Origin of the sequence: Amycolatopsis sp. cg5 (assembly GCF_041346955.1) — a bacterium.
Classification (GTDB): domain Bacteria; phylum Actinomycetota; class Actinomycetes; order Mycobacteriales; family Pseudonocardiaceae; genus Amycolatopsis.
Genome location: NZ_CP166849.1, coordinates 5,948,329 through 5,971,549, shown reverse-complemented (window position 1 = coordinate 5,971,549; position 23,221 = coordinate 5,948,329). Strand labels below are relative to the sequence as shown.

Sequence of the window (23,221 nt, the reverse complement as noted above, 5' to 3'; positions counted from 1 at the left end):
GACCCGTCCAGAGAGGCGGGGAAGGAGGTCCGCCTTGGCGCCACGTACCCGTGGCGCGGCGGAGCCGGTCGGTGAGCGGGAGCTGCTCTCCTCCGGCGATGTCGCGCGCACGATCGCCCGAATGGCCCATCAGGTCATCGAGAAGACCGCACTCGGTGCGGCTTCCGCCTCGGTGCCCGTTCTGCTCGGTATCCCCACCAGGGGGACACCGCTGGCCGAACGGCTCGCCGAGCGCGTCGAAGAATTCTCCGGCGTCCGCCCGCCCACCGGGGCGCTCGACGTGACGCTGTATCGCGACGATCTCCGTCGCAAACCCACCAGGGCTCTCGAACATTCACAGCTGCCGCCCACCGGCATCGAGGACCGCGTCGTCGTGCTCGTCGACGACGTGCTGTTCTCCGGCCGGACCATTCGCGCCGCGCTCGACGCGCTGAGGGACATCGGCAGGCCCCGTTCGGTCCAGCTCGCGGTCCTCGTCGACCGCGGGCATCGTGAGCTGCCCATCAGGGCGGATTACGTCGGCAAGAACGTGCCCACTTCGCGCGCCGAGGACGTCGCCGTGCTGCTGTCCGAAGTGGACGGCCGCGATGCCGTGCTCCTGCGCAGCAATCCCCAGAGCGATCCCCAGGGAGAAACCGAATGAAGCACCTGCTCGCCACCGACGGGCTCGACCCGGCGTTCGCGACAGCCGTGCTCGACACCGCCGACGAGCTGAAGCACACCCTGCTCGGGCGTGAGGTGCGCAAGCTCCCGACGCTGCGGGGCCGCACGGTCATCTCGATGTTCTACGAGAACTCCACCCGCACTAGGGTTTCGTTCGAGATCGCGGGCAAGTGGATGAGCGCCGACGTGATCAACGTCTCGGCGTCCAGCTCCTCGGTCAACAAGGGCGAGTCCCTGCGCGACACCGCGCTGACGCTGGCCGCGGCGGGCGCGGACTGCCTGATCGTGCGGCACCCGGCCTCCGGCGCCGCCCAGCGCCTCGCCGGCTGGCTCTCGCACGTCGGCACGGCCGTGGTCAACGCCGGCGACGGAACGCACGAGCACCCCACCCAGGCGCTGCTCGACGCCGCCACGCTGCGGGAACGGCTCGGCTCGGTCGAGGGCCGCCGCATCGCGATCGTCGGTGATGTCCTGCACAGCCGGGTCGCCCGCTCGAACATCCACCTGCTGGCCGCGCTCGGCGCCGAGGTGGTGCTCGTCGCACCGCCGACGCTGCTGCCGGTCGGTGTCGAAAGCCTGCCCGTCACCGTTTCGCACGAATTGGACGCGGAACTGCCCACGGTCGACGCGGTCATGATGCTTCGCGTCCAAGCCGAGCGGATGCACGGCGGGTTCTTCCCGTCCGCCCGCGAGTACTCGATCTCCTACGGGCTCAACGAGAAACGTCTCAAGGTGCTGCCCGAGCACGCCGTCGTGCTGCACCCCGGTCCCATGCTGCGTGGCATGGAGATCGCCTCCGCCGTCGCCGACTCTCCGGCCTCGGCCATCACCGAACAGGTCCGCAACGGGGTGCACGTCCGGATGGCCGTGCTCTACCACCTGCTGGCCGGAGAAGGAGCTGCCGCGTGACCGCCGTGTTGATCAAGGGTGCCCGGCTCTACGGCGAGGGCGACCCGGTCGACGTGCTCATCGACAACGGCGTCATCGCGCGGATCGGCACGATCGAAGACGCCGGGGCCGAGGTGATCGAGGCGGCTGGCCAGGTGCTCCTGCCCGGTTTCGTCGACCTGCACACCCACCTGCGTGAACCCGGCCGCGAGGACACCGAGACCATCGCCACCGGCTCGGCGGCGGCCGCGCTCGGCGGGTACACCGCCGTGTTCGCCATGGCCAACACCGACCCGGTCGCCGACAACGCGGTGATCGTCGAGCACGTGTACCAGCGTGGCCAAGAGGTCGGTCTGGTCGACGTGCACCCGGTCGGCGCGGTCACCGTCGGGCTCAAGGGCGAGAAATTGGCCGAATTGGGCACGATGGCCAAATCCAAGGCGAACGTCCGCGTCTTCTCCGACGACGGCCTCTGCGTCGCCGACCCGCTGCTGATGCGCCGCGCGCTGGAGTACACCAACGCGCTCGGCGCCGTCATCGCGCAGCACGCCGAGGAACCCCGGCTGACCGTCGGCGCGCAGGCGCACGAGGGGGAGCGGGCGTCGCGGCTGGGCTACACCGGCTGGCCCGCCTCGGCCGAAGAGTCCATCGTGGCCAGGGACTGCCTGCTGGCCGAGCACGCCAAGGCGCGCCTGCACGTCTGCCACGTGTCCACTTCGGGCACCGCCGACGTACTCCGCTGGGCGAAAGCGCGCGGCACGCAGGTCTCCGCCGAGGTGACCCCGCACCACCTGCTGCTCACCGACGATCGGCTCGAGACCTACGACCCGATCAACAAGGTCAACCCGCCGCTGCGCACCGGGTCCGACGTCGAGAAGCTGCGCGCGGCGCTGGCCGACGGCACCATCGACTGCGTCGCCACCGACCACGCCCCGCACGCCGTGCAGGACAAGGACTGCGAGTGGTCCGCCGCCCGCCCCGGCATGCTCGGCCTGCAGACCGCACTGTCCATCGTGGCCGAGACGATGGTCCGCACCGGACTGCTCGACTGGCGCGGCGTCGCCCGCGTGATGAGCGAACGGCCCGCCGAGATCGGCGGGCTGACCGACCACGGCCGCCCGCTGGCCGAGGGCGAGCCCGCGAACCTCACGCTGGTCGACCCGGACGCGGAGTGGACGGTCAGCGGCCGCGAGCTCGCCAGCATCGCCGCGAACACCCCGTACGAGGGAATGCGGCTGCCCGGCGTGGTGACCGTCACCCTGCTGCGCGGGCGGATCACCGCGCGGGAAGGGAAAATCGGCTGATGGACCGCTTACTCCTGACGCTGGCGATCGTCGCCTTCTTCCTGCTGTGCTGCTGGGCTATGTGGCGCGGCTGGAAGCGCAAGGCGCGCACCCAGAGCGTCCAGGTGCCGGTCTTCGCCGACATCCCCGACGACCTCGGCGAGCCGAAGCTCGAAGACTCCGGCCTCTACGTCAGCACCACCACCGCCGGGAACTGGCAGGACCGGATCGTCACCCGCGGCGCGGGTGTGCGGTCCAACGCCGCCTGGCGGCTCTACGACTCGGGCGTCGCGATCGAGCGCGACGGCGCGCAGGATTTCTGGATCCCCGCCGAAGCGATCACCGGTGTCCGCCGGTCGGGCGCCATGGCCGGGAAGGTGATGGGCATGGACGGCCTGCTCGTGCTCACCTGGCTGGCCGGCGACGTGCCGCTGGACACCGGATTCCGCGGCGACCCCGACGTCTATCCACAGTGGATCGAAGCGATCCACGCGAAGAGTGAAGGAAGTGCCCAGTGACACCCAGGACCCCCGCCGCGCTGGTACTCGAAGACGGCCGCGTCTTCCGTGGCGCGGCCTACGGAGCCCGCGGTGTGACACTCGGCGAGGCGGTGTTCTGCACCGGGATGACCGGCTACCAGGAGACGCTGACCGACCCGTCGTACCACCGCCAGATCGTGGTGCAGACCGCGCCGCAGATCGGCAACACCGGCTGGAACGACGAGGACGACGAGTCCGACCGCATCTGGGTCGCGGGCTACGTCGTCCGCGACCCGGCGCGCACACCGTCGAACTGGCGCTCGGTGCGCTCGCTCGACGACGAGCTCGCGAACCAGGGCATCGTCGGAATCTCCGAAGTGGACACTCGCACGCTCACCAGGCACCTGCGGGAGAACGGCGCGATGCGCGCAGGCGTGTTCTCCGGCGACGCGCTGCGCGACGACCAGGCCATGCTCGACGAGGTGCTCGCCAGCCCGCCGATGAAGGGCGCCGACCTCGCCGGTGAGGTCACCGCGAAGCAGCCGTATGTCGTGGCCGCGCAAGGGGAAACCCTCTACCGGGTCGCCGCGCTCGACCTCGGCATCAAGGCGAACACGCCGCGCATGATGAGCCAGCGCGGCATCGAGGTGCACGTCCTGCCGTCCACGAGCACCATCGAGGACGTGCTCGCGATCGAGGCCGACGGGGTGTTCCTGTCCAACGGCCCCGGCGACCCGGCGACCACCGCGCACGCGACCGAGCTGACGAAAGCCGTGCTGCAGCGCGAGATCCCGCTGTTCGGCATCTGCTTCGGCAACCAGATCCTCGGCCGCGCGCTGGGCATGGGCACGTACAAGATGCGCTACGGCCACCGCGGCGTGAACATCCCGGTCATCGACGTGGCGACCGGCCGCGTCGCGATCACCGCGCAGAACCACGGGTTCGCGCTCGAAGGCGAGCCCGGCAAGCCGTTCGACACCCCGTTCGGCTCGGCCCAGGTCAGCCACTACTGCCCGAACGACGGCTGTGTCGAAGGCCTGCGTGCCGCCGACGTGCCCGCGTTCTCGGTGCAGTACCACCCCGAAGCGGCCGCGGGCCCGCACGACGCGGCGCCGCTGTTCGACGAGTTCACCAGCTTGATGGAGAAGGCCAAGTAAATGCCAAAAAGGACTGACATCGAGCACGTGCTCGTCATCGGCTCCGGCCCGATCGTGATCGGGCAGGCCGCCGAATTCGACTACTCCGGCACCCAGGCCTGCCGCGTGCTGCGTGAAGAAGGCCTGCGGGTCAGCCTGGTCAACTCCAACCCGGCCACGATCATGACCGACCCGGAGTTCGCCGACGCCACCTACATCGAGCCGGTCACCCCGGACTTCGTCGAGAAGGTCATCGCCGAGGAGCGCCCCGACGCGATCCTGGCGACCCTCGGCGGGCAGACCGCGCTGAACTGCGCCGTCGCGCTGCACGAGCGCGGCGTGCTCGACAAGTACGGCGTCGAGCTGATCGGCGCCGACATCGACGCCATCCAGCGCGGCGAGGACCGGCAGAAGTTCAAGAACATCGTCGCCGACATCGGCGCCGAGACCCCGCGCAGCCGCGTCTGCAACACCATGGACGAGGTCCGCTCGACCGTCGCCGAGCTCGGCCTGCCGGTGGTCATCCGGCCGTCGTTCACCATGGGCGGCCTCGGCTCCGGCCTGGCGTTCACGCACGACGAGCTGGAGCGGCTCGCGTCGACCGGGCTCACCGAGTCCCCGGTCACCGAGGTGCTCATCGAGGAGAGCGTGCTCGGCTGGAAGGAGTACGAGCTCGAGCTGATGCGCGACAAGCACGACAACGTGGTCGTCGTCTGCTCGATCGAGAACATCGACGCCATGGGTGTGCACACCGGTGACTCGGTCACGGTCGCGCCGACCATGACGCTCACCGACCGCGAGTTCCAGGTCATGCGCGACGTCGGCATCGACGTGCTGCGCGCGGTCGGCGTCGACACCGGCGGCTGCAACATCCAGTTCGCCATCAACCCGCGTGACGGCCGGATGGTCGTCATCGAGATGAACCCGCGCGTGTCGCGGTCCAGCGCGCTGGCTTCGAAGGCCACCGGCTTCCCGATCGCCAAGATCGCCGCGAAGCTCGCCATCGGCTACACGCTCGACGAGATCACCAACGACATCACCGGCGAGACCCCGGCCGCGTTCGAGCCGACGCTCGACTACGTGGTCGTCAAGGTGCCGCGGTTCGCCTTCGAGAAGTTCCCCGGCGCCGACCCGACGCTGACCACGACCATGAAGAGCGTCGGCGAGGCCATGTCCTTCGGCCGCAGCTTCCCCGAAGCGCTCGGCAAGGCCATGCGGTCGATCGACACCAAGGCGACCGGCTTCTGGACCCAGCCTGACCCGGCGGGCGCGACGCGCGAGAACACCCTCGAAGCGCTGCGTGTCCCGCACGAGGGCCGTCTCTACGAGGTCGAGCGCGCGCTGCGGCTCGGCGCGACCGTCGAAGAGGTACACCAGGCCAGCGGCATCGACCCGTGGTTCATCGACCAGATCGCGTTGATCCTCGAGGTCGGCACCGAGGTCCGCGACGCGCCCGTGCTCGACGAGCCGCTGCTGCGGCGCGCCAAGCGCACCGGCCTGTCCGACCGGCAGATCGCCGCGCTGCGCCCGGAGCTGGCAGGCGAGGACGGCGTCCGCGCGCTGCGGCACCGGCTCGGCGTCCGGCCGGTGTTCAAGACCGTCGACACCTGCGCCGCCGAGTTCGCGGCCAAGACGCCGTACCACTATTCGGCATACGAAACCGACCCCGCGGCCGAGTCCGAGGTCGCGAAGCAGACGGAAAAGCCCAAGGTCCTCATCCTCGGTTCGGGCCCGAACCGCATCGGGCAGGGCATCGAGTTCGACTACTCGTGCGTGCACGCCGCACTCGCGCTGCGCGAGGCCGGACTCGAAGCCGTGATGGTCAACTGCAACCCCGAGACCGTATCGACCGACTACGACACTTCCGACCGTCTCTACTTCGAGCCGCTCTCCTTCGAGGACGTGCTCGAGGTCGTGCACGCCGAGCAGGAGTCCGGCACGGTCGCCGGTGTCATCGTCCAGCTCGGCGGCCAGACCCCGCTCGGGCTGGCCCAGCGCCTCGCCGACGCGGGCGTCCCGGTGGTCGGCACCCCGCCGGAGGCCATCCACCTGGCCGAGGACCGCGGCGCGTTCGGCGAGGTGCTCACCGACGCCGGCCTGCCCGCGCCGAAGTACGGCACCGCGACCTCGTTCGACGGCGCCAAGCGCATCGCCGACCGCATCGGCTACCCGGTGCTCGTGCGGCCCTCGTACGTGCTCGGCGGCCGCGGCATGGAGATCGTGTACGACGAAGAGTCGCTCGCGGGCTACATCAAGCGCGCCACCGACGTCTCGCCGGAGCACCCGGTCCTCGTCGACCGGTTCCTCGACGACGCCATCGAGATCGACGTCGACGCGCTGTTCGACGGCGAAGAGCTGTTCCTCGGCGGCGTGATGGAGCACATCGAGGAGGCCGGGATCCACTCCGGCGACTCGTCCTGCGCCCTCCCGCCGATCACGCTCGGCCGGACGGACCTGGACGCGGTCCGCCGTTCGACCGAGGCGATCGCACGCGGCGTCGGCGTGCGCGGGCTGCTGAACGTGCAGTACGCGCTCAAGGACGACGTCCTCTACGTGCTCGAAGCCAACCCGCGCGCGTCGCGGACGGTGCCGTTCGTGTCCAAGGCGACGGCCGTGCCGCTCGCCAAGGCGGCGGCGCTGATCATGACCGGCACCAGCATCAAGGACCTGCGCGCCTCCGGTGTGCTGCCCGCTGAAGGGGACGGCGGCCACATGCCTGCCGACTCGCCGGTCGCGGTCAAGGAGGCCGTGCTGCCGTTCCACCGCTTCCGCACGCCGGAAGGCCACGGCGTCGACTCGCTGCTCAGCCCGGAGATGAAGTCCACGGGCGAGGTGATGGGCGTCGACGTGTCCTTCGGCAAGGCCTTCGCCAAGTCGCAGGCGGGCGCGTACGGATCGCTGCCGCTGAGCGGAAAGGTCTTCGTCTCGGTGGCGAACCGCGACAAGCGCTCGCTGGTGTTCCCGGTGAAGCGCCTGGCGGACCTCGGTTTTGAGATCCTCGCCACGTCCGGCACCGGGGAAGTGCTGCGCCGCAACGGAATCCCGTGCACCGTCGTGCGCAAGCACTTCGAGGGCAGCACCGAGACCGAGCCCAACGTCGTGGAGCTGATCCGCGACGGCGGCGTCGACATGGTCATCAACACCCCGTACGGCAACAGCGGCCCGCGTATCGACGGCTACGAGATCCGCACCGCCGCCGTCGCCCGCGACATCCCCTGCATCACCACGATCCAGGGCGCCGCGGCCGCCGTGCACGGCATCGAGGCGCTGATCAGGGGCGACATCGGGGTGCGCTCGCTGCAGCACCTGCAGGCCGCGCTGCGCGCGAAGTCGTGAAGAACCTCCGAGAGGGCTGGGCCAAGTGAGTGAAAAGTTCGGAAAACGGCTGGCCGACGCGGTGGCCGCGCGCGGCCCGCTGTGCGCCGGGATCGACCCGCATCCGGGGCTGATCGAGGCGTGGGGGCTCCCCGTCGACCCATCCGGCCTAGAGCGTTTCTCGCTGGGAGCGACCGAAATCCTGGCCGCGGAGACCGCGATCATCAAGCCCCAGTCGGCGTTCTTCGAGGCTTTCGGAGCCCCGGGGATCGCCGTTCTGGAGCGGGTGATCGAGACCGCCCAGGCCGCCGGGGCGCTCGTGCTGCTGGACGTCAAACGCGGTGATATCGGGTCGACTATGGGCGCCTACACGGCCGCTTACGTGGCCGGTCAGACGGCGCTCACGGCCGACGCGATCACCGTCTCGCCGTACCTCGGTTTCGGCTCGCTCAAGCCCGCGATCGACACCGCGCGGGCAAACGGGCGCGGCGTGTTCGTGCTCGCGCGAACGTCCAATCCGGAGGCTCACGCGTTGCAGAACGCGTTGCTGCCCAACGGAAAGACCGTTGCCCAAGGAATCGTCGACGCGGCCGCTGAGTGCAACGAGGGCGCCTCCCCGTACGGCGACGTGGGTGTTGTCGTCGGCGCGACCATCGGGGCCGGAGAACTCGATCTGGGGGCCTTGAACGGGCCGGTGCTCGCGCCCGGCTTCGGCACGCAGGGCGCCACGGCGGACGACCTCAGGAAGCTCTTCGGCGACGACCTGAAAGGCGTGCTCGCGGCCTCGTCACGGGACATCCTCAAGTACGGTCCGGACCCGGCGAAGCTGCGTGACGCGGTGCGCCGCACCCGTGACTCGCTGCGGCCACTGGGGTGAACGGCGGCTGGCGGCGGTGTTGGCTGCCGTTGTCCGCTGGATGAACAACCCCTGGAAAACGGCCAATAGCAGGTCTGGGAATCGGCTGTTACCAGCCACCCCCACATTGTGGCGGAAGGTCGCGGGTGGGTACCGTCGCGTCACCCACCCAGATTTGAGAACTACCGGAGGAAAACGTGGCACTTCCCCAGCTGACAGAGGAACAGCGTGCTGCGGCACTGGAGAAGGCCGCTGCCGCTCGGAAGATCCGTGCGGAGCTGAAGGAGCGCCTGAAGCGAGGCGGCACCACTCTGGTCAAGGTGCTGGAGGACGCTGCCGAGAACGAGGTTCTCGGCAAGATGAAGGTCTCCGCTCTGCTCGAAGCTCTTCCCGGTGTCGGCAAGGTCCGCGCTCAGCAGACCATGGAACGCCTGGAGATCGCACCCAGCCGTCGTCTCCGCGGCCTCGGCGACCGGCAGCGCAAGGCGCTGCTGGCCGAGTTCAGCGGCGAGTGAACAGCCGGGCAAACGGCAGCGGTGAGCCGGTGACGGGGGATTTCCCCCGGCACCGGCTCACGGTCGTATCAGGGCCGTCGGGTGTCGGGAAGTCGAGCGTCGTCGGTGAACTGCGGCGCCTGCGGCCGGACATCTTCTACAGCGTCTCGGTGACCACCAGGAAGCCGAGGCCGGGTGAAGTGGACGGCGTGCACTACCACTTCATCGACCGGGCCGCCTTCGACGCGATGGTGGCCAAGGGCGAGCTGCTCGAGCACGCCGAGTTCACCGGGAACTGCTACGGCACCCCGCGTGCCGCGGTGGAGCGGGCGCTGGCCGAAGGCCGCCCGGCCGTGCTGGAGATCGAACTCCAGGGCGCCAGGCAGGTCAGGGCCGCGATGCCCCAGGCCAGGCTGGTCATGCTGATGCCGCCGTCCTGGGAGGAACTGGTCGGCAGGCTGACCGGCCGCGGCACCGAAGCGGAGGCCGCCGTGCAGGCGCGCCTGGCCGAGGCGGAGCGGGAACTGGCCGCGGCGGGGGAGTTCGACGAACGCCTCGTGAACGCCGAGGTGAGGACCGCCGCCGAGCAGTTGCTAGACTTGATTGTCGGTAAAGATTCTTGACACAGATTTCAGGAGCTGCGCGAGTGACCACGACGCTGGGTGCCTACGGCGAGGAACTTGAAGGCATCACCAACCCGCCGATCGACGACCTGCTCGAGAAGGTCAGCTCCAAGTACGCGCTGGCGATCTACGCGGCCAAGCGCGCCCGTCAGATCAACGACTACTACGCCCAGCTCGGCGAAGGCCTGCTGGAGTACGTCGGTCCGCTGGTCGAGCCGGGCCCGCGCGAGAAGCCGCTGTCGATCGCGCTGCGCGAGATCCACGCCGGACTGCTCGAGCACACCGAGGGTGAGTAAGCCCCGAGTCGTACTCGGCGTGGGTGGCGGTATCGCCGCCTACAAAGCGTGTGAGGTGCTGCGCGGGCTGACCGAATCCGGTCACGACGTCCGCGTGGTCCCCACGGAGGCCGCGCTGAACTTCGTCGGCGCGGCGACCTTCGAAGCACTGTCCGGGCACCCGGTGCACACCGGCGTGTTCACCGAGGTGCCCGAAGTGCAGCACGTGCGCGTCGGCAAGGAAGCCGACCTCGTGCTCATCGTGCCCGCCACGGCCAATCTGCTGGCGAAGGCGGCGCACGGCATCGCCGACGATCTGCTGACCAACACCCTGCTCACCGCCCGGTGCCCGGTCGCGTTCTTCCCGGCGATGCATACCGAGATGTGGGAACACCCGGCTACCCAGGACAACGTCGCGCTGCTGCGTAAACGCGGCGCCGTCGTCACCGAGCCCGCCGCCGGTCGCCTGACCGGCAAGGACACGGGCAAGGGCAGGCTGGCGGATCCCCAGGAGATCGTCGACCTGGCCAAGCTGCTGCTGGCCGAGCCCCGCGCGCTGCCCCGCGACCTCGAAGGCGTCCGCGTGGCGATTTCGGCCGGTGGCACGCGCGAGCCGCTCGACCCCGTGCGCTACCTGGGCAACCGTTCGTCGGGCAAGCAGGGTTACGCGCTGGCCCGTGTCGCCGCCCAGCGTGGCGCCGAAGTCACCCTGGTCGCCGCGCACACGGTCGAAATGCCCGAACCAGCCGGTGTCACGGTCGTCAAGGTGTCGACGGCGGAGCAGCTGCGCGTCGCCATGCACGAGGCCGCGAAGCCGGCGGAGATCGTCGTGATGGCCGCCGCGGTGGCCGACTTCCGCCCGGCGAACGTGGCGGGCGCCAAGATCAAGAAGTCCGACGACCAGCCGGACCCGGTCATCACGCTGGACCGCAACGCCGACATCCTCGCCGAGCTGGTGACGGACAGGGCACCGGGCCAGATCGTGGTCGGGTTCGCCGCGGAGACCGGCGACGAGCACGGCTCCGTGCTCGACCACGCGCGGGCCAAACTGCGCCGCAAAGGCTGTGACCTGCTGGTCGTCAACGCCGTCGGCGACGGCAAGGCGTTCGAGGTGGAGGACAACGCGGGCTGGCTGCTCGCCTCGGACGGGACCGAGCGCTCTATCCCATTTGGCTCGAAATCTCAACTGAGTGTCGCAGTGTGGGACGCCGTTGTGGGCTTGCTCAAGCGTTGAGTGTGGCTTTAGCCGCGATCAGTACCCTGATGGGGTTAAAGAAGACGACGAAGAGGGATGTGACGAACGCCGTGACCGCGTCCAACAGCAGGTTGTTCACCTCGGAGTCGGTGACCGAGGGCCATCCCGACAAGATCTGTGACGCGATCAGCGACTCGATCCTGGACGGGCTGCTCGCGAAAGACCCGCGCAGCCGTGTCGCGGTCGAAACGCTGATCACCACCGGGCAGGTGCACGTCGCGGGCGAGGTGACGACCGAGGCCTACGCCGACATCCCGACGATCGTGCGCGACGTGATCCTCAAGATCGGCTACGACTCGTCGGCCAAGGGCTTCGACGGCAACTCGTGCGGCGTCAACGTCGCGATCGGTTCGCAGTCGCCGGACATCGCGCAGGGCGTCGACACCGCGTACGAGTCGCGGGTGGAGGCGGCCGAGGACGAGATCGCCCGCCAGGGTGCCGGTGACCAGGGCCTGATGTTCGGCTACGCGTGCTCGGACACGCCCGAGCTGATGCCGCTGCCGATCGCGCTGGCGCACCGCCTGTCGCAGCGGCTGACCCGGGTGCGCAAGGACGGCGTGCTGCCGTACCTGCGCCCGGACGGCAAGACCCAGGTGACCATCGAATACGCCGGTGACCAGCCGGTGCGCCTGGACACCGTGGTCGTGTCGACGCAGCACGCCGACGGGATCGACCTGGAGTCGATGCTCGGTGTCGACGTCCGTGAGCACGTCGTGTCCCCGGAGATCGCCGCGCTGGACATCGACACCTCGAACGTGCGGCTGCTGGTGAACCCGACGGGCCGGTTCGTGATCGGTGGCCCGATGGGTGACGCCGGGTTGACCGGTCGCAAGATCATCGTCGACACCTACGGCGGCATGGCCCGTCACGGTGGTGGCGCGTTCTCGGGCAAGGACCCGTCCAAGGTGGACCGCTCGGCCGCGTACGCGATGCGCTGGGTCGCCAAGAACGTCGTCGCGGCGGGGCTCGCCACGCGCGTCGAGGTGCAGGTCGCGTACGCGATCGGCAAGGCGTCGCCGGTCGGTCTGTTCGTGGAGACCTTCGGTACCGAGACCGTCGACCCGACGAAGATCCAGCAGGCGATCTCGGAGGTGTTCGACCTCCGTCCGGCCGCGATCATCCGTGACCTGGACCTGCTGCGCCCGATCTACGCGCCGACCGCCGCGTACGGTCACTTCGGCCGCCCCGAGCTGGGCCTGCCGTGGGAGAGCACCGCACGTGCCGAGGCGCTGAAGTCCGCCGCCGGCGCCTGATCCGCTTGTGAACCGAATGGCCCGCCGGGTTCGCCCGGCGGGCCATTCGCGTCAGGCTGGCTCCGGGACTGTCGGGGCGTGCTGGTAAAGATCAGGGTGTGACTAGTCCGGAGACGCCGCCGCTGTGGGACCTCCCCGTACCCTCGCGCGCCCGGACGAAGCCGGTCGACAAGGCGAAGGCGGCCAAGGCCGCGGCCGCGGAACGCCGTGGCCAGCTCAAACCCGCCCCGGAGAACCCGGTGGCGCGGATCGTCGTCGACATCCCGCTGACCCATCTCGACCGGACCTTCGACTACCACATCCCCGAGAAGTTCCACGAGACCGCGGTCGTCGGGTGCCGCGTCCGGGTGAGGTTCGCGGGGCAGCTGGTCGACGGATACCTCGCCGAGCGCGCCGAGACGACGAGTCATGACAAGAAGCTCGCGTTCATCGAGCGGGTGACGTCGAGCGAACCGGTGCTGACGCCCGCGCTGTACGCGCTCACGCGGTCCGTCGCCGATCGGTACGGCGGCACGCTGGTCGACGTACTGCGCCTCGCGCTCCCGCCCCGGCACGCGAAGGTCGAATCCGAGCCGCCGGGGGAGCCTGCGGCGGTGCCACCCGCGCCGGACGTGTCCGCGTGGTCGCGTTATCAGCGTGGGCCGGCGTTCCTGGAGGCGTTGGCCGAGTCGAAGCCCGCGAACGCCGTTTGGCAGGCGTTGCCGGGGGAGGACTGGCCCGCGCGGCTCGCCGAAGCCGCGGCGGCCGCCGCCGCGGCGGGTAAAGGCGCGGTGCTGGTCGTGCCGGATCATCGCGATCTCAAGCGCGTGCACGAGGCGTGCGTTGGTCTTCTGGGCGACGAAAGGGTCGCCGCGCTGATCGCCGGGCTCGGGCCCGCTGCCCGGTACCGGCGCTGGCTTTCGGTGCTGCGCGGGCAGGTCAAGGTCGTCGTCGGCACACGCGCGGCGATGTTCGCGCCGGTCGCCGATCCCGGGCTGTTCGTCGTCTGGGACGACGGCGACGACATCCACTCCGAGCCGCACGCGCCGTATCCGCATGTCCGTGACGTGCTGATGGACCGCGCGCACACGGCCAAGGCGTCGCTGCTGGTCGCCGGGTTCGCACGGACGGCGGAGGCGCAGTTCCTGGTCGAGTCCGGCTGGGCACAGGCCGTCGCCGGTGACCGGCCGGAGCTGCGCGCGGCCGCGCCCCGGGTGACGCCGGTCGGCGAGGATTTCGACGTCGCGCGCGACGAAGCCGCGAAGGCCGCGCGGTTGCCCTCGGTCGCTTTCGAGGCGGCTCGGCAGTCTTTGGCCGCGGGGGCGCCGGTTTTGGTCCAAGTGCCTCGGCGCGGTTACGTGCCGGGTTTGGCTTGCGGGCAATGCCGGACGCCCGCGCATTGCCGTCGATGCGCGGGTCCGTTGTCGCTGCCCGGCGGGTCGGAAGGTGGTATGCCGAGGCCTCCCGCGTGCCGGTGGTGCGGGGTCCCGGAGACCGGATTCCGTTGTCCCGCTTGCGGTTCCGCGCGGCTGCGGGCGGTCGTCGTCGGGTCGAAACGGACCGCCGAGGAACTCGGCCGGGCGTTTCCGGGCGTGCCGGTGCGGACGTCCGGCGCCCAGGAGGTGCTTGAGTCGGTGCCGGACAAGCCCGCGCTCGTCGTGTGCACGCCGGGCGCCGAGCCGGTGGCCGAAGGCGGGTACGGCGCGGCGCTGTTGCTTGACGCGTGGGCGTTGCTGGGACGGCAGGACCTGCGAGCGGGCGAGGAGACGTTGCGCCGCTGGATGACCGCCGCGTCGATGGTGCGGCCCGCGTCGTCCGGCGGGCGAGTGATCGTCGGCGCGGAAGCCGGGTTGACGGTCGTGCAGGCGTTGGTGCGCTGGGATCCGGCTTGGCACGCCGGGCTGGAATTGGCCGAACGCAGGGAACTCGGGTTCCCGCCCGCCATGCGGATGGCGAGCATCGAAGGCAGCCCGGACGCGGTCGCGGCCGTGCTCGACGACCTGGCGTTGCCGGAATCCGGCGAAATCCTCGGTCCGGTGCCGCTCGGCGAGATCGACGACGAAGGCCGCTCGGACCGCGAGCGCGCGCTGGTGCGCGTCGCGCGCGTGCACGGCAAGGCACTGGCGGCGTCGATCCACGCCGCCAGCGCCCGCCGAGACGCACGAAAGGAGCCGGAGCCGATCCGTATCCAGCTCGACCCGCTTGCTTTGATCTAGTTCAGGACGGTGCCCAAGACGTCGCGGACGGCCGTCGCCGCGTCGGTCAGCTGGGGCAGCGTGCTCGTGGTCGCCTTGGCGCCGGTCGCGCCTGCGGCCGTGGTCACCAGAGCGACGACCTGGTCGGCGATCGCCTTGCGACGCGCCACGAACGCGTCGTCGGTGATGTCGCCGGGTGCGGTGGCCGTGCCGAGGACCGGGGTGTGCAGGTGCCCGCCCGGCAGGTCGACGCCGAGGCCCACGCGGACGCGGTTGCTTCTGAACATGGATTCGTTGCTCAGATAGTTTCCGCCGCCGCCCGAAGCCGCGATCTCACCCGGTTTGGGCGCGTCGGTGCGGCAGACGGCCGTGCCGGTGCCCGGTTTGGTGCTGTCCGGCCACACGCAGAACGACTGGTTGAACTGCACCGGGTACGCGCCGGTGGTCGCGACCATCTGCTGATACGGCAGCGTCGTCTCGATGAACTGGTCGGCGGGCTGCGGCCAGCCGGGCGCCGGCGGGACCTGGCCGACGACGCTCACGTTGTTGTTGTCGGGAAAACCGCCACGCCAGGCGCCGGCCCAGCGTTCGACGTCGAAGCGGCCGGGGCGGCCCTGGCTCACGGTCATGATCAGGTCAGGGTGCCGGGGCTTGTCGGCCAGCGCGGTGCCGAACGCCTTTTCGACGATCCCGGTGTCGAAATAGCCCCAAACGACCGGGAAGGAGACCGTTTGCACGATCGCCGGTCCGTCGGCGGTCTGCAGGAGCTTGCCGTCGAGCTGCAGCGCCGAGGCGCCGGACGGGTTGCCGATCCTGATGCCCGCGCCGTCGAGGGTGAACGGGTCGAAACCGCTCATCAGCACGCGCTTCGTCTTCCCGCCGATCGGGAACCGGACGTCGTCGAGTCCGCGAGCGCCCAGGTCGAACTTGGTCATGATGTCCGCGCGGGCGGCCGCGTCGAGCTTGAACGACGGGGTCCACTGGCGCAGCGCCTTGCTCATCTGCAGGCGGGCCCAGTAGAGCGGACGGTCGTCGTAGCGGTCGAGGGTGCCCAGATCCGGGCGGCGGCCCTGCGCGCGGTCCACCGCGGTACGCCAAAGGTCGTTTCCGGCGGTTTCGGCGAGATGCCGTGCGTTCCAGCGCGAATGGGTGGCACAAAGACGCCTGCCGAAGTCCGCGACGAGGCGGTCGAAGCCGGCCTGTCGGACGAGTTCGGGGCCGACGGCCGGTCCACCGGCCGGAAGTGACGCGGTCAGCCGTAGCTCTTCGACCGTCAGCCCGACACTCGGGTCCGAGCAGGACTTGGCCTGCGCTGCCCCGGGCACCGCGAGCAGCGGCACAGCTATGAGCAGGGGAACCAGTGCTTTCAAAGCTCTGCGTGGCGTGATCACGGCGAGAGTCTGTCGTAAGAGCTGACAGCCTTGTTAGGGCCACTCGTCTGCTTAGCCGCTTGAAGGGCCCCGTCAACACGGGCAGACTGCCCCGCATGCCTGCGAACAGCTTCCGGCTAGTGGGTTCTGCCGCCGCCGTGCTCGTCCTGTCAGCCGCCTTCGCCGTGCCCGCGTCGGCGACGCCGCCAATCCCGCCCAAGTCGCCGGAGGCCATCGGCTACTTCGGCGCGGTGTCCAGCATCGACGCCGACGCCAGCGCCATCGGCACCCAGGTGCTGCGCGAGGGCGGCAACGCCGTCGACGCCGCGGTGGCCACGGCCGCCGCGCTGGGCGTCACCGACCCGTTCTCCGCCGGCATCGGCGGCGGCGGGTTCCTCGTGTTCTACGACGCGCGCACCGGCAAGGTGCACACCCTTGACGGCCGCGAGACCGCGCCGTCGGCGGCCGACGCGAACCTGTTCGTCGAAAACGGCCAGCCGCTGCCGTTCGCCGAAGCCGTGACCAGCGGTTTGTCCGTCGGAGTTCCGGGAACCCCCGGCACCTGGCAGGACGCGCTGCGCAAGTGGGGCACGCGCTCGCTGTCGAAGATGCTGCGCCCGGCCACCGACCTCGCGCGCCGCGGGTTCACCGTCGACAAGACCTTCCACGACCAGGTCGCCAACAACGCGGCCAGGTTCGCCGCCTTCCCGTCGACGAAGTCGCTGTACCTGCCCGGCGGGCAGCCGCCGGTCGAGGGCACGACGTTCCGCAACCCCGACCTCGCCGACACCTACGCGACCGTCGGCGCCCGCGGCACCGACGTGCTGTACCGGGGTCCGATCGGCGCGGACATCGTGAAGACGATCGAGCAGCCGCCGGTCGACCCGGCGTCGACGCTGAAGGTCCGTCCCGGCAAGGTCACCGCCGCCGATCTGGCCAAATACCGGACGATCGAGCGCGACCCGACCCACACGCGCTACCGCGGGCTCGACGTCTACGGCATGCCCGCGCCGTCGTCGGGCGGGCTGACGGTCGCCGAGTCGCTGAACATCCTGGAGAACTTCGACCTCAAGAACGCCTCCAAGGCCGACTACTACCACTACTTCCTCGAGTCGACGCGGCTCGCGTTCGCCGACCGCAACCGCTGGATCGGCGACCCGGCGTTCGTCGACGTCCCGTCGAAAGAGTTGCTCAGCCAGTCGTTCGCGAACACCCGCGCCTGCCTGATCGACCCGGCCAAGGCGGGCACCAGCCCGGTCGCGCCCGCCGACCCGCGCAACCCGACCCCGTGCAAGGCGGGCACGACCGGCGCGCCGACGCCGTACGAGGGCGAGAACACGACGCACCTGACCGTGGCCGACAAGTGGGGCAACGTCGTCGCCTACACGCTGACCATCGAGCAGGAAGGCGGCAGCGGCATCGTCGTGCCGGGCCGTGGCTTCCTGCTGAACAACGAGCTCACCGACTTCTCGTTCACGCCGGTGACGCCGGGCGTGCCCGACCCGAACCTGCCCGGCCCCGGCAAGCGGCCCCGCTCGTCGATGGCGCCGACCATCGTGCTCGACCACGGCAAGCCGTTCTTCGCGACCGGTTCGCCCGGCGGCGCGTCGATCATCACGACCGCGCTGGAGGTGCTGCTCGGCCGGATCGACCGCGGCCTGTCGCTCAAGAACGCGATCGCCGCGCCGCGCGCGTCGCAGCGGAACTCGGCGGCCGCGCAGGTCGAGCAGGCGTTCCTCGACCAGGCGGACGTCCTCCCGGCGCTGGTAGCCCGTGGTCAGGGCTTCTCGACGGCGCCGGCCGAGATCGGCGCCGCGACCGGCGTCGAATACCTCGGCCACGGCAAATGGCTGGCCGCGGCCGAGCCCGTCCGGCGAGGCGCCGGCGCGGCTCGGGTGGTGCTGCCCGCGCACTGGTGATCCTGGTGTCGTGAGCGTTGCGGGCGGTTCTAACCGCCCGCAACGCTCACGAGCCCTCGGCCTAGACTGGCCGGGATGTTCACCGATTCAGTGGTTGTCGCGGCGGAGGTGCGTGGGTAGTGCGCCTCGTGTTCGCCGGGACCCCCGAACCCGCCGTCCCGTCCCTGCGCGCGCTCATCGAGTCGCCGCGCCATGAGGTCGTCGCCGTCGTCACGCGGCCGGACGCCCGGTCCGGCCGCGGCCGGACCGTGAGCCGTTCGCCCATCGGCGCGCTCGCCGACGAGCACGGCATCGAAGTGCTCACCCCGGAAAAGGCTGGCGACCCCGCGTTCCTCGCCCGGCTGGCCGAGATCGCCCCGGACGCGTGCCCGGTCGTCGCGTACGGCGCGCTGCTACCGCAGTCCGCCTTGGACATTCCCGCACACGGCTGGGTCAACCTGCACTTCTCGCTGCTGCCCGCGTGGCGCGGCGCGGCCCCGGTGCAGGCCGCCGTGCGCGCGGGCGACGAGATCGTCGGCGCCGCGACCTTCCAGATCGTCAAGGCGCTCGACGCCGGGCCGGTGTTCGGCGTGGTGACCGAGCAGGTGATGCCGACCGACACGGCCGGCGACCTGCTGGAGCGATTGTCCGTCTCGGGCGCGGCGCTGCTGAAGTCCACAATGGACGGCATCGAGGACGGCACGTTGCGCGCGGTGCCGCAGCCGGACGAAAACGTCAGCTACGCGCCCAAACTGAGCGTCGAGGACGCGCACATCTCGTTCAAGCTGCCGTGGGCGGCGGTCGACCGGCACATCCGGTCGGTCACGCCCGACCCCGGCGCGTGGGCGGAGTTCCGCGGTGAACGGCTGAAGATCGGCCCGGTCAGCTACGCGGACGAGCTGGGCATCGGGCCTGGCGAGCTTCGGGTCGAGCGCAAGCGGGTGCTGGTCGGTACCGCGACCAAGCCGTTGCAGCTCGGCGAAGTGCAGGCTCAAGGCAAGAAGCGCATGGCGGCCACGGACTGGGCGCGTGGATCACGGATCGAGCAAGGAGAGCGCCTCCAGTGAGTTATCAGGACCGCAGGCCGGGACGGCCGAGCAGGGGCAAGCCCGCCCCGCGCAAGGACGGCCCCCGCCGCCCGCCGGTCGAGGACCCGGCCCGCCGCGCCGCGCTGGACGTGCTCTACGCCGTCCGCGAGCGTGACGCCTACGCCAACCTCGTGCTGCCCGACCTGCTGCGCGAACGCCGGATCTCCGGCCGCGACGCCGCGCTGGCCACCGAACTCGCCTACGGCACGTCGCGCGCGCAGGGCCTGCTCGACGACGTGATCGCCGCCTGCCTCGACCGCCCGCTGTCCAAAGTGGACGGCAAGGTGCTCGACGGGCTCCGGCTCGGCGCCTACCAGCTGCTGCGCACCCGCATCCCGACGCACGCCGCTGTCGGGTCCACTGTGGACCTGGTACGCGAGGACGTCGGCTCGCACATCGCCGGTTTCGTCAACGCGGTGCTGCGCACGGTGTCCGAAAAGGACGAGGCGGCCTGGGTCGAGCAGCTCGCGCCCGACGCCGAAAAGGACCCGATCGGCAGCTTCGCCTTCCACACCGCGCACCCGCGCTGGGTGGCGCGATCGTTCGCCGAAGCGTTGGGGGACAAGGGCGCCGAGCTGAAGGCGGCGCTCGAAGCCGACGACGCCCGCCCCGAGGTCCACCTGGTCGCCAGGCCGGGCGAGATCAGCGCCGACGAGCTCGCCGCCATCACCGGCGGCGAGGTCGCGCCGTACTCGCCCTACGGTGTCCACCTGCCGAGCGGCAGCGGCGACCTCGCCGAGTCCGAGCCGATCCGCGAGAAGCTCGCCGCCGTCCAGGACGAGGGCAGCCAGCTCTGCGCGATCGCCGCGACCAAGGCGCCGCTCGAAGGTTCCGACGAGCGCTGGCTCGACCTGTGCGCGGGCCCCGGCGGCAAGGCCGCGCTGATGGGCGCGCTCGCCGCGCTGCAGGGCGCCCGCGTCGACGCCGTCGAGGTCGCCCCGCACCGCGCGCGGCTCATCGAGCACGCGGTCAAGGACCTGCCGGTGACCGTGCACGTGGCCGACGGCCGCGAGTCCGGCCTCGAGCCCGGCTACGACCGCATCCTGGTCGACGCTCCCTGCAGCGGACTCGGCGCGCTGCGCCGCCGTCCCGAGGCCCGGTGGCGCCGTCAGCCGTCCGACGTCTCGGAACTGACCAAACTGCAGGCCGAGCTGATCACCGCGGCCATCGAGCTGCTGCGTCCGGGCGGCGTGCTCACCTACGTCGTCTGCTCCCCGCACCTCGCGGAGACCGAAGGCGTCGTCGGCGAGACCGCACGCCGCAACAAGCTGGAGATCCTCGACGCGCGCGAGCTGTTCCCCGGCGTCCCGCAGCTGGGCGACGGCCCGTACGTCCAGCTGTGGCCGCACCGGCACGGCACGGACGCGATGTTCTGCGCGGTCCTGCGCAAGCCGTGAGCCGCGTACTCGGCCTGATCGGCAGCTCGTGCGGCGGACTGGACACCCGGTTCGCCGCCGAGCTGGCGAAACCCGCCGCCGCGCTGGGGTGGCGCCTGGCGATCACGCTGACCCCGACGGCTTACCGGTGGCTTGAGGTCACCGACGGGCTCGGCGAGCTTCAGGCTCTGACGGATCTGCCGGTGCGGAGCGTTTCGCGGCTGCCAGGGGAGGCACGGCCGCATCCGGATCCCGAGGTGTTCCTTTTCGCGCCCGCCACGGCCAATTCGGTCGCCAAACTCGCGCTGGGCATCGCGGACAACCAGGCGCTGACGGTGGTGGGCGACGTGCTCGGCTCGCCGCGCGTGACGATCGCGCTGGCGTACTCGATCCAGGACACCCGGGCGCTGCACCCGGCCTGGCAGGGGCACCTCGACACGCTCGCTGGTGCGGGCGTCCGGCTGCGCCGTCTCGGCCGCGACTGGAGCGACGCGCTCGCGCTGCTTCCTGAGGCCTAAGGGCTCGTGAGCGTTGCCGACGGTTAGAACCGTTCGCAGCACTCACGACTCCTGGGTGTTGAGAGGGCCGCACTCACCCCGCAGCTCTTGGTCGGAAGGCTTTGCGCGCCATGCCCCCGGCGCGGCTGGCTTTGTATGAAGGCTCCCCTCATCGCGCATAGTTGTATGAAGGCTCCCTTCATACAACCTGGCTGTATGAAGGGAGCCTTCACACGGCACGGCGGCCGGTAGCCCTCTGACCTGCGCAGACACGGCTACCGGCCTTCGGCGGTACGCAGGGGGTACACATCAGCAGAAAACATGTCGTCCATGAGTGAGCGGGCGCGTTCGTGGGCTTGCTCGAACAGGTGGCCGTAGATGTCGGACGTGGTCTTGATGGAGGCATGTCCCATGTAGTCGCGTACCTGCTGAATCGACGCGCCCCGGTGCCTCTGGCTGCCTTCGATCAGCCGCGACGCGAAGTAGTGCCGGAAGTTGTGCCGACCGGTCGTCCGCCCCGGCCGCAGCCCCACGACCTTGATGGCCGGGTGCCAGAACGTCTTACTCCACTCCGAGTCGCAAATCAGCTTCCCCCGAGGGTCGGTGAAGATGATCTGCCAGTCCTTCTGACAGCACGTGCACCGGATCGTCGTCGTTCCGTACTCGGCGACGTGCTTGTCTAGCGCCGTCAAGGCGACGTCGGCAATCGGGACCGTGCGGGTCTTGCCGCCCTTGGGCGGGGTCAGGACGAGCTTGCCCTTGACGCGCTTGACCTGGTGACGAATGGTCACTTCTTTGCGGAACCGGTTCACGTCTTCGAGCGCCACCGCCAAGGCTTCACTCGGCCGATGACCGCAGGTCGCGGACAGAAGCCCGATCGGCCGTTCCCGCTCAGGCAGGGCACCGATGACGGTCGTGACCCGCTCGTGCTCCCAGATATCGCGCACGGCTCGGTCCCGCTTCGGGATGACGACGTCCCACCCGTCGAACGGGTGCACGGCGATCACCTTGCCGACCGCCGACCGCAGGATTGACCCGAGGTACACGTAGACCGATTCCAGGGTGCTCGCCGAGTACTTCTCGCCGGTCCGGCTCGTCTTCGTGCACATGGCGGCCCACCACTCGACCACCGTGGACGTATGGATGTCGCACATGCGCCGATGGCCGAACGTCGGCAACAGGTGGTTCCGGATGTGAGACTCAACGGACCTGTACGCGCCGGAGTCGTAGATCTGGTCTTTCAGCCACTTCGCGACGTACTCCGAGAACAGGATCTTCCCGGCCGCGTGATCGAACGGCTGCAAGCCCTTGAGCAACTCGGCGTTGACCTTGTTGTCATACGCCTTCGCGGCGGTCTGCTTCGCGAACGACTGAGTCCGAGCACCCCGGTTGCGCACCCGCCACCGCTTGCCGCGTCCGTAGTCCTTGGTCCGCTCACGGGTCCCCTTGTGGTGCCATCTGTCTTCGACGCTCACACCCGCCCCTTTCATGATCGTTAGTGCGGCATATTTGCCGCATGAACTGTAGCGCACTTGCCCGCTCGCCTGGGTGGGCTAAGTTGTCGCCGTGCCGTCAGAGACCAGCGCATCCGTTCAGGCCCGACGCCTGGCGTTCGGGCAACGGCTTCGTGAGGTGCGTGAAGAGCTGGGGATGAAGCAAAGTGACGTCGCCGCAGCAGCAGGGATAGACCGCACCACCTACGGGCGCATTGAAGCCGGAAAACACGCCGTGTCGATTGACAACGTCTTCAAGGTCGCGGACGCGCTCCGCGTGGATGTCGCGGACCTCTTCACCGGCTTGCGGGACCGCTAACCGTTCGGCTCGACGGCGCGCTTCTCAAGCCATTTGTCTACATCGGACCGTCGGTAGCGAACGTACTTGCCGACGCGGTGGTACTTCGGTCCTTCGCCTGTGGTGTTCCAGGCGTACACGGTCTTCGTGGATACGCGGCAGAAGTCGGCGAGATCTTCCGCAGTGAGAAGAGCGTCCATGCGCCTCCCCTTCTTCGGGAAGGTCATCCGCCGGACTTCGGCGGCGCTCACTTCCCGTCCTTACCTGTTCAGTGGCCGCAGGAGGACATGACGCGAAGGTATGCACGTCTGGAGGCTCTTCGGATCACGCGGACAGGTAGCCGTCTCCGGCGCGGTCCAGATGACGAAGCTGACGGAATGACGCTTGTTCTACCTTCTCTATAAGCTTCTTTCTTCTAAGGGGTTTACAGACAACGCGTTGTTTCGTCATCTCCGTCAGGCTGACAAGGTTTCTTGTGTGACGTGAGCCACTCGAAGACGTTTTCCC

The 23,221-nt window shown here is 69.8% G+C and carries 21 protein-coding genes; 18 read left to right on the top strand and 3 right to left on the bottom strand.

Annotation, left to right across the window (positions count from 1 at the left end; all coding sequences use genetic code 11):
• Positions 1-34 precede the first annotated feature (34 nt).
• The 13 genes from pyrR to AB5J62_RS26420 all read left to right on the top strand — a co-directional run bounded on the left by pyrR (position 35) and on the right by AB5J62_RS26420 (position 14,715).
• A complete protein-coding gene (pyrR, locus tag AB5J62_RS26480; protein ID WP_370942633.1) occupies positions 35-643 on the top strand; it encodes a bifunctional pyr operon transcriptional regulator/uracil phosphoribosyltransferase PyrR in 609 nt (202 codons plus the stop codon).
• Positions 640-1,572, top strand: coding sequence for an aspartate carbamoyltransferase catalytic subunit (locus AB5J62_RS26475; RefSeq protein ID WP_370942632.1), 933 nt, complete (start codon positions 640-642; stop codon positions 1,570-1,572). The genes pyrR and AB5J62_RS26475 overlap by 4 nt, the downstream gene beginning before the upstream one ends.
• On the top strand, positions 1,569-2,855 hold the full coding sequence (locus AB5J62_RS26470) for a dihydroorotase (RefSeq protein ID WP_370942631.1): 1,287 nt from the start codon (positions 1,569-1,571) through the stop codon (positions 2,853-2,855). The genes AB5J62_RS26475 and AB5J62_RS26470 overlap by 4 nt, the downstream gene beginning before the upstream one ends.
• Positions 2,855-3,352: a transporter gene (locus AB5J62_RS26465; RefSeq protein WP_370942630.1), complete on the top strand. Its 498-nt coding sequence runs from the start codon at positions 2,855-2,857 to the stop codon at positions 3,350-3,352. The genes AB5J62_RS26470 and AB5J62_RS26465 overlap by 1 nt, the downstream gene beginning before the upstream one ends.
• Positions 3,349-4,470, top strand: a complete 1,122-nt coding sequence (gene carA, locus AB5J62_RS26460; RefSeq protein WP_370942629.1) for a glutamine-hydrolyzing carbamoyl-phosphate synthase small subunit — start codon at positions 3,349-3,351, stop codon at positions 4,468-4,470. The genes AB5J62_RS26465 and carA overlap by 4 nt, the downstream gene beginning before the upstream one ends.
• On the top strand, positions 4,471-7,785 hold the full coding sequence (carB, locus tag AB5J62_RS26455; protein WP_370942628.1) for a carbamoyl-phosphate synthase large subunit: 3,315 nt from the start codon (positions 4,471-4,473) through the stop codon (positions 7,783-7,785).
• Positions 7,786-7,810: 25 nt separating this feature from the next.
• Positions 7,811-8,641: an orotidine-5'-phosphate decarboxylase gene (gene pyrF, locus AB5J62_RS26450; RefSeq protein ID WP_370942627.1), complete on the top strand. Its 831-nt coding sequence runs from the start codon at positions 7,811-7,813 to the stop codon at positions 8,639-8,641.
• A gap of 176 nt (positions 8,642-8,817) precedes the next feature.
• Complete coding sequence (mihF, locus tag AB5J62_RS26445) at positions 8,818-9,135, top strand: integration host factor, actinobacterial type (protein WP_091292463.1); 318 nt, start codon at positions 8,818-8,820, stop codon at positions 9,133-9,135.
• 29 nt (positions 9,136-9,164) lie between these two features.
• Positions 9,165-9,737 (top strand): guanylate kinase, encoded by a 573-nt coding sequence (gene gmk, locus AB5J62_RS26440; RefSeq protein WP_370942626.1) that lies wholly within the window; start codon positions 9,165-9,167, stop codon positions 9,735-9,737.
• A gap of 23 nt (positions 9,738-9,760) precedes the next feature.
• Positions 9,761-10,033 carry a DNA-directed RNA polymerase subunit omega gene (gene rpoZ / locus AB5J62_RS26435; RefSeq protein WP_370942625.1) on the top strand — a complete coding sequence of 91 codons (273 nt, stop codon included), beginning with the start codon at positions 9,761-9,763 and terminating at the stop codon, positions 10,031-10,033.
• Positions 10,026-11,246 (top strand): bifunctional phosphopantothenoylcysteine decarboxylase/phosphopantothenate--cysteine ligase CoaBC, encoded by a 1,221-nt coding sequence (coaBC, locus tag AB5J62_RS26430; RefSeq protein WP_370942624.1) that lies wholly within the window; start codon positions 10,026-10,028, stop codon positions 11,244-11,246. Before rpoZ ends, coaBC begins: the two co-directional genes overlap by 8 nt.
• 71 nt (positions 11,247-11,317) lie before the next feature.
• Positions 11,318-12,520, top strand: coding sequence for a methionine adenosyltransferase (gene metK, locus AB5J62_RS26425; RefSeq protein ID WP_370950347.1), 1,203 nt, complete (start codon positions 11,318-11,320; stop codon positions 12,518-12,520).
• A 98-nt stretch (positions 12,521-12,618) separates the two neighbouring features.
• Positions 12,619-14,715 (top strand): primosomal protein N', encoded by a 2,097-nt coding sequence (locus AB5J62_RS26420; RefSeq protein WP_370942623.1) that lies wholly within the window; start codon positions 12,619-12,621, stop codon positions 14,713-14,715.
• On the opposite strand, the gene AB5J62_RS26415 is transcribed toward AB5J62_RS26420, so the two are convergent.
• Positions 14,712-16,085: a hypothetical protein gene (locus tag AB5J62_RS26415; protein WP_370942622.1), complete on the bottom strand. Its 1,374-nt coding sequence runs from the start codon at positions 16,083-16,085 to the stop codon at positions 14,712-14,714. The two genes, AB5J62_RS26420 and AB5J62_RS26415, sit on opposite strands and share 4 nt — an antisense overlap.
• Before the next feature lie 95 nt (positions 16,086-16,180).
• Here AB5J62_RS26415 and ggt point away from each other — a divergent pair, with 95 nt between their 5' ends.
• The 4 genes from ggt (at position 16,181) to AB5J62_RS26395 (ending at position 20,944) form a co-directional block, all read left to right on the top strand.
• A complete protein-coding gene (gene ggt, locus AB5J62_RS26410; protein ID WP_370942621.1) occupies positions 16,181-17,983 on the top strand; it encodes a gamma-glutamyltransferase in 1,803 nt (600 codons plus the stop codon).
• Positions 17,984-18,102: 119 nt separating this feature from the next.
• Positions 18,103-19,029, top strand: coding sequence for a methionyl-tRNA formyltransferase (fmt, locus tag AB5J62_RS26405; protein ID WP_370942620.1), 927 nt, complete (start codon positions 18,103-18,105; stop codon positions 19,027-19,029).
• Positions 19,026-20,447, top strand: a complete 1,422-nt coding sequence (locus AB5J62_RS26400) for an RsmB/NOP family class I SAM-dependent RNA methyltransferase (protein ID WP_370942619.1) — start codon at positions 19,026-19,028, stop codon at positions 20,445-20,447. Before fmt ends, AB5J62_RS26400 begins: the two co-directional genes overlap by 4 nt.
• The gene (locus tag AB5J62_RS26395) at positions 20,444-20,944 is read left to right on the top strand and encodes a flavoprotein (RefSeq protein WP_370942618.1); all 501 of its coding nucleotides are present in this window, start codon (positions 20,444-20,446) and stop codon (positions 20,942-20,944) included. The genes AB5J62_RS26400 and AB5J62_RS26395 overlap by 4 nt, the downstream gene beginning before the upstream one ends.
• Before the next feature lie 254 nt (positions 20,945-21,198).
• On the opposite strand, the gene AB5J62_RS26390 is transcribed toward AB5J62_RS26395, so the two are convergent.
• Positions 21,199-22,398 carry a tyrosine-type recombinase/integrase gene (locus AB5J62_RS26390; RefSeq protein ID WP_370942617.1) on the bottom strand — a complete coding sequence of 400 codons (1,200 nt, stop codon included), beginning with the start codon at positions 22,396-22,398 and terminating at the stop codon, positions 21,199-21,201.
• Between the two features lie 91 nt (positions 22,399-22,489).
• Here AB5J62_RS26390 and AB5J62_RS26385 point away from each other — a divergent pair, with 91 nt between their 5' ends.
• Positions 22,490-22,735: a helix-turn-helix transcriptional regulator gene (locus AB5J62_RS26385; RefSeq protein WP_370942616.1), complete on the top strand. Its 246-nt coding sequence runs from the start codon at positions 22,490-22,492 to the stop codon at positions 22,733-22,735.
• On the opposite strand, the gene AB5J62_RS26380 is transcribed toward AB5J62_RS26385, so the two are convergent.
• The gene (locus AB5J62_RS26380) at positions 22,732-22,965 is read right to left on the bottom strand and encodes a helix-turn-helix transcriptional regulator (protein ID WP_370942615.1); all 234 of its coding nucleotides are present in this window, start codon (positions 22,963-22,965) and stop codon (positions 22,732-22,734) included. The genes AB5J62_RS26385 and AB5J62_RS26380 overlap by 4 nt on opposite strands.
• Positions 22,966-23,221 lie beyond the last annotated feature (256 nt).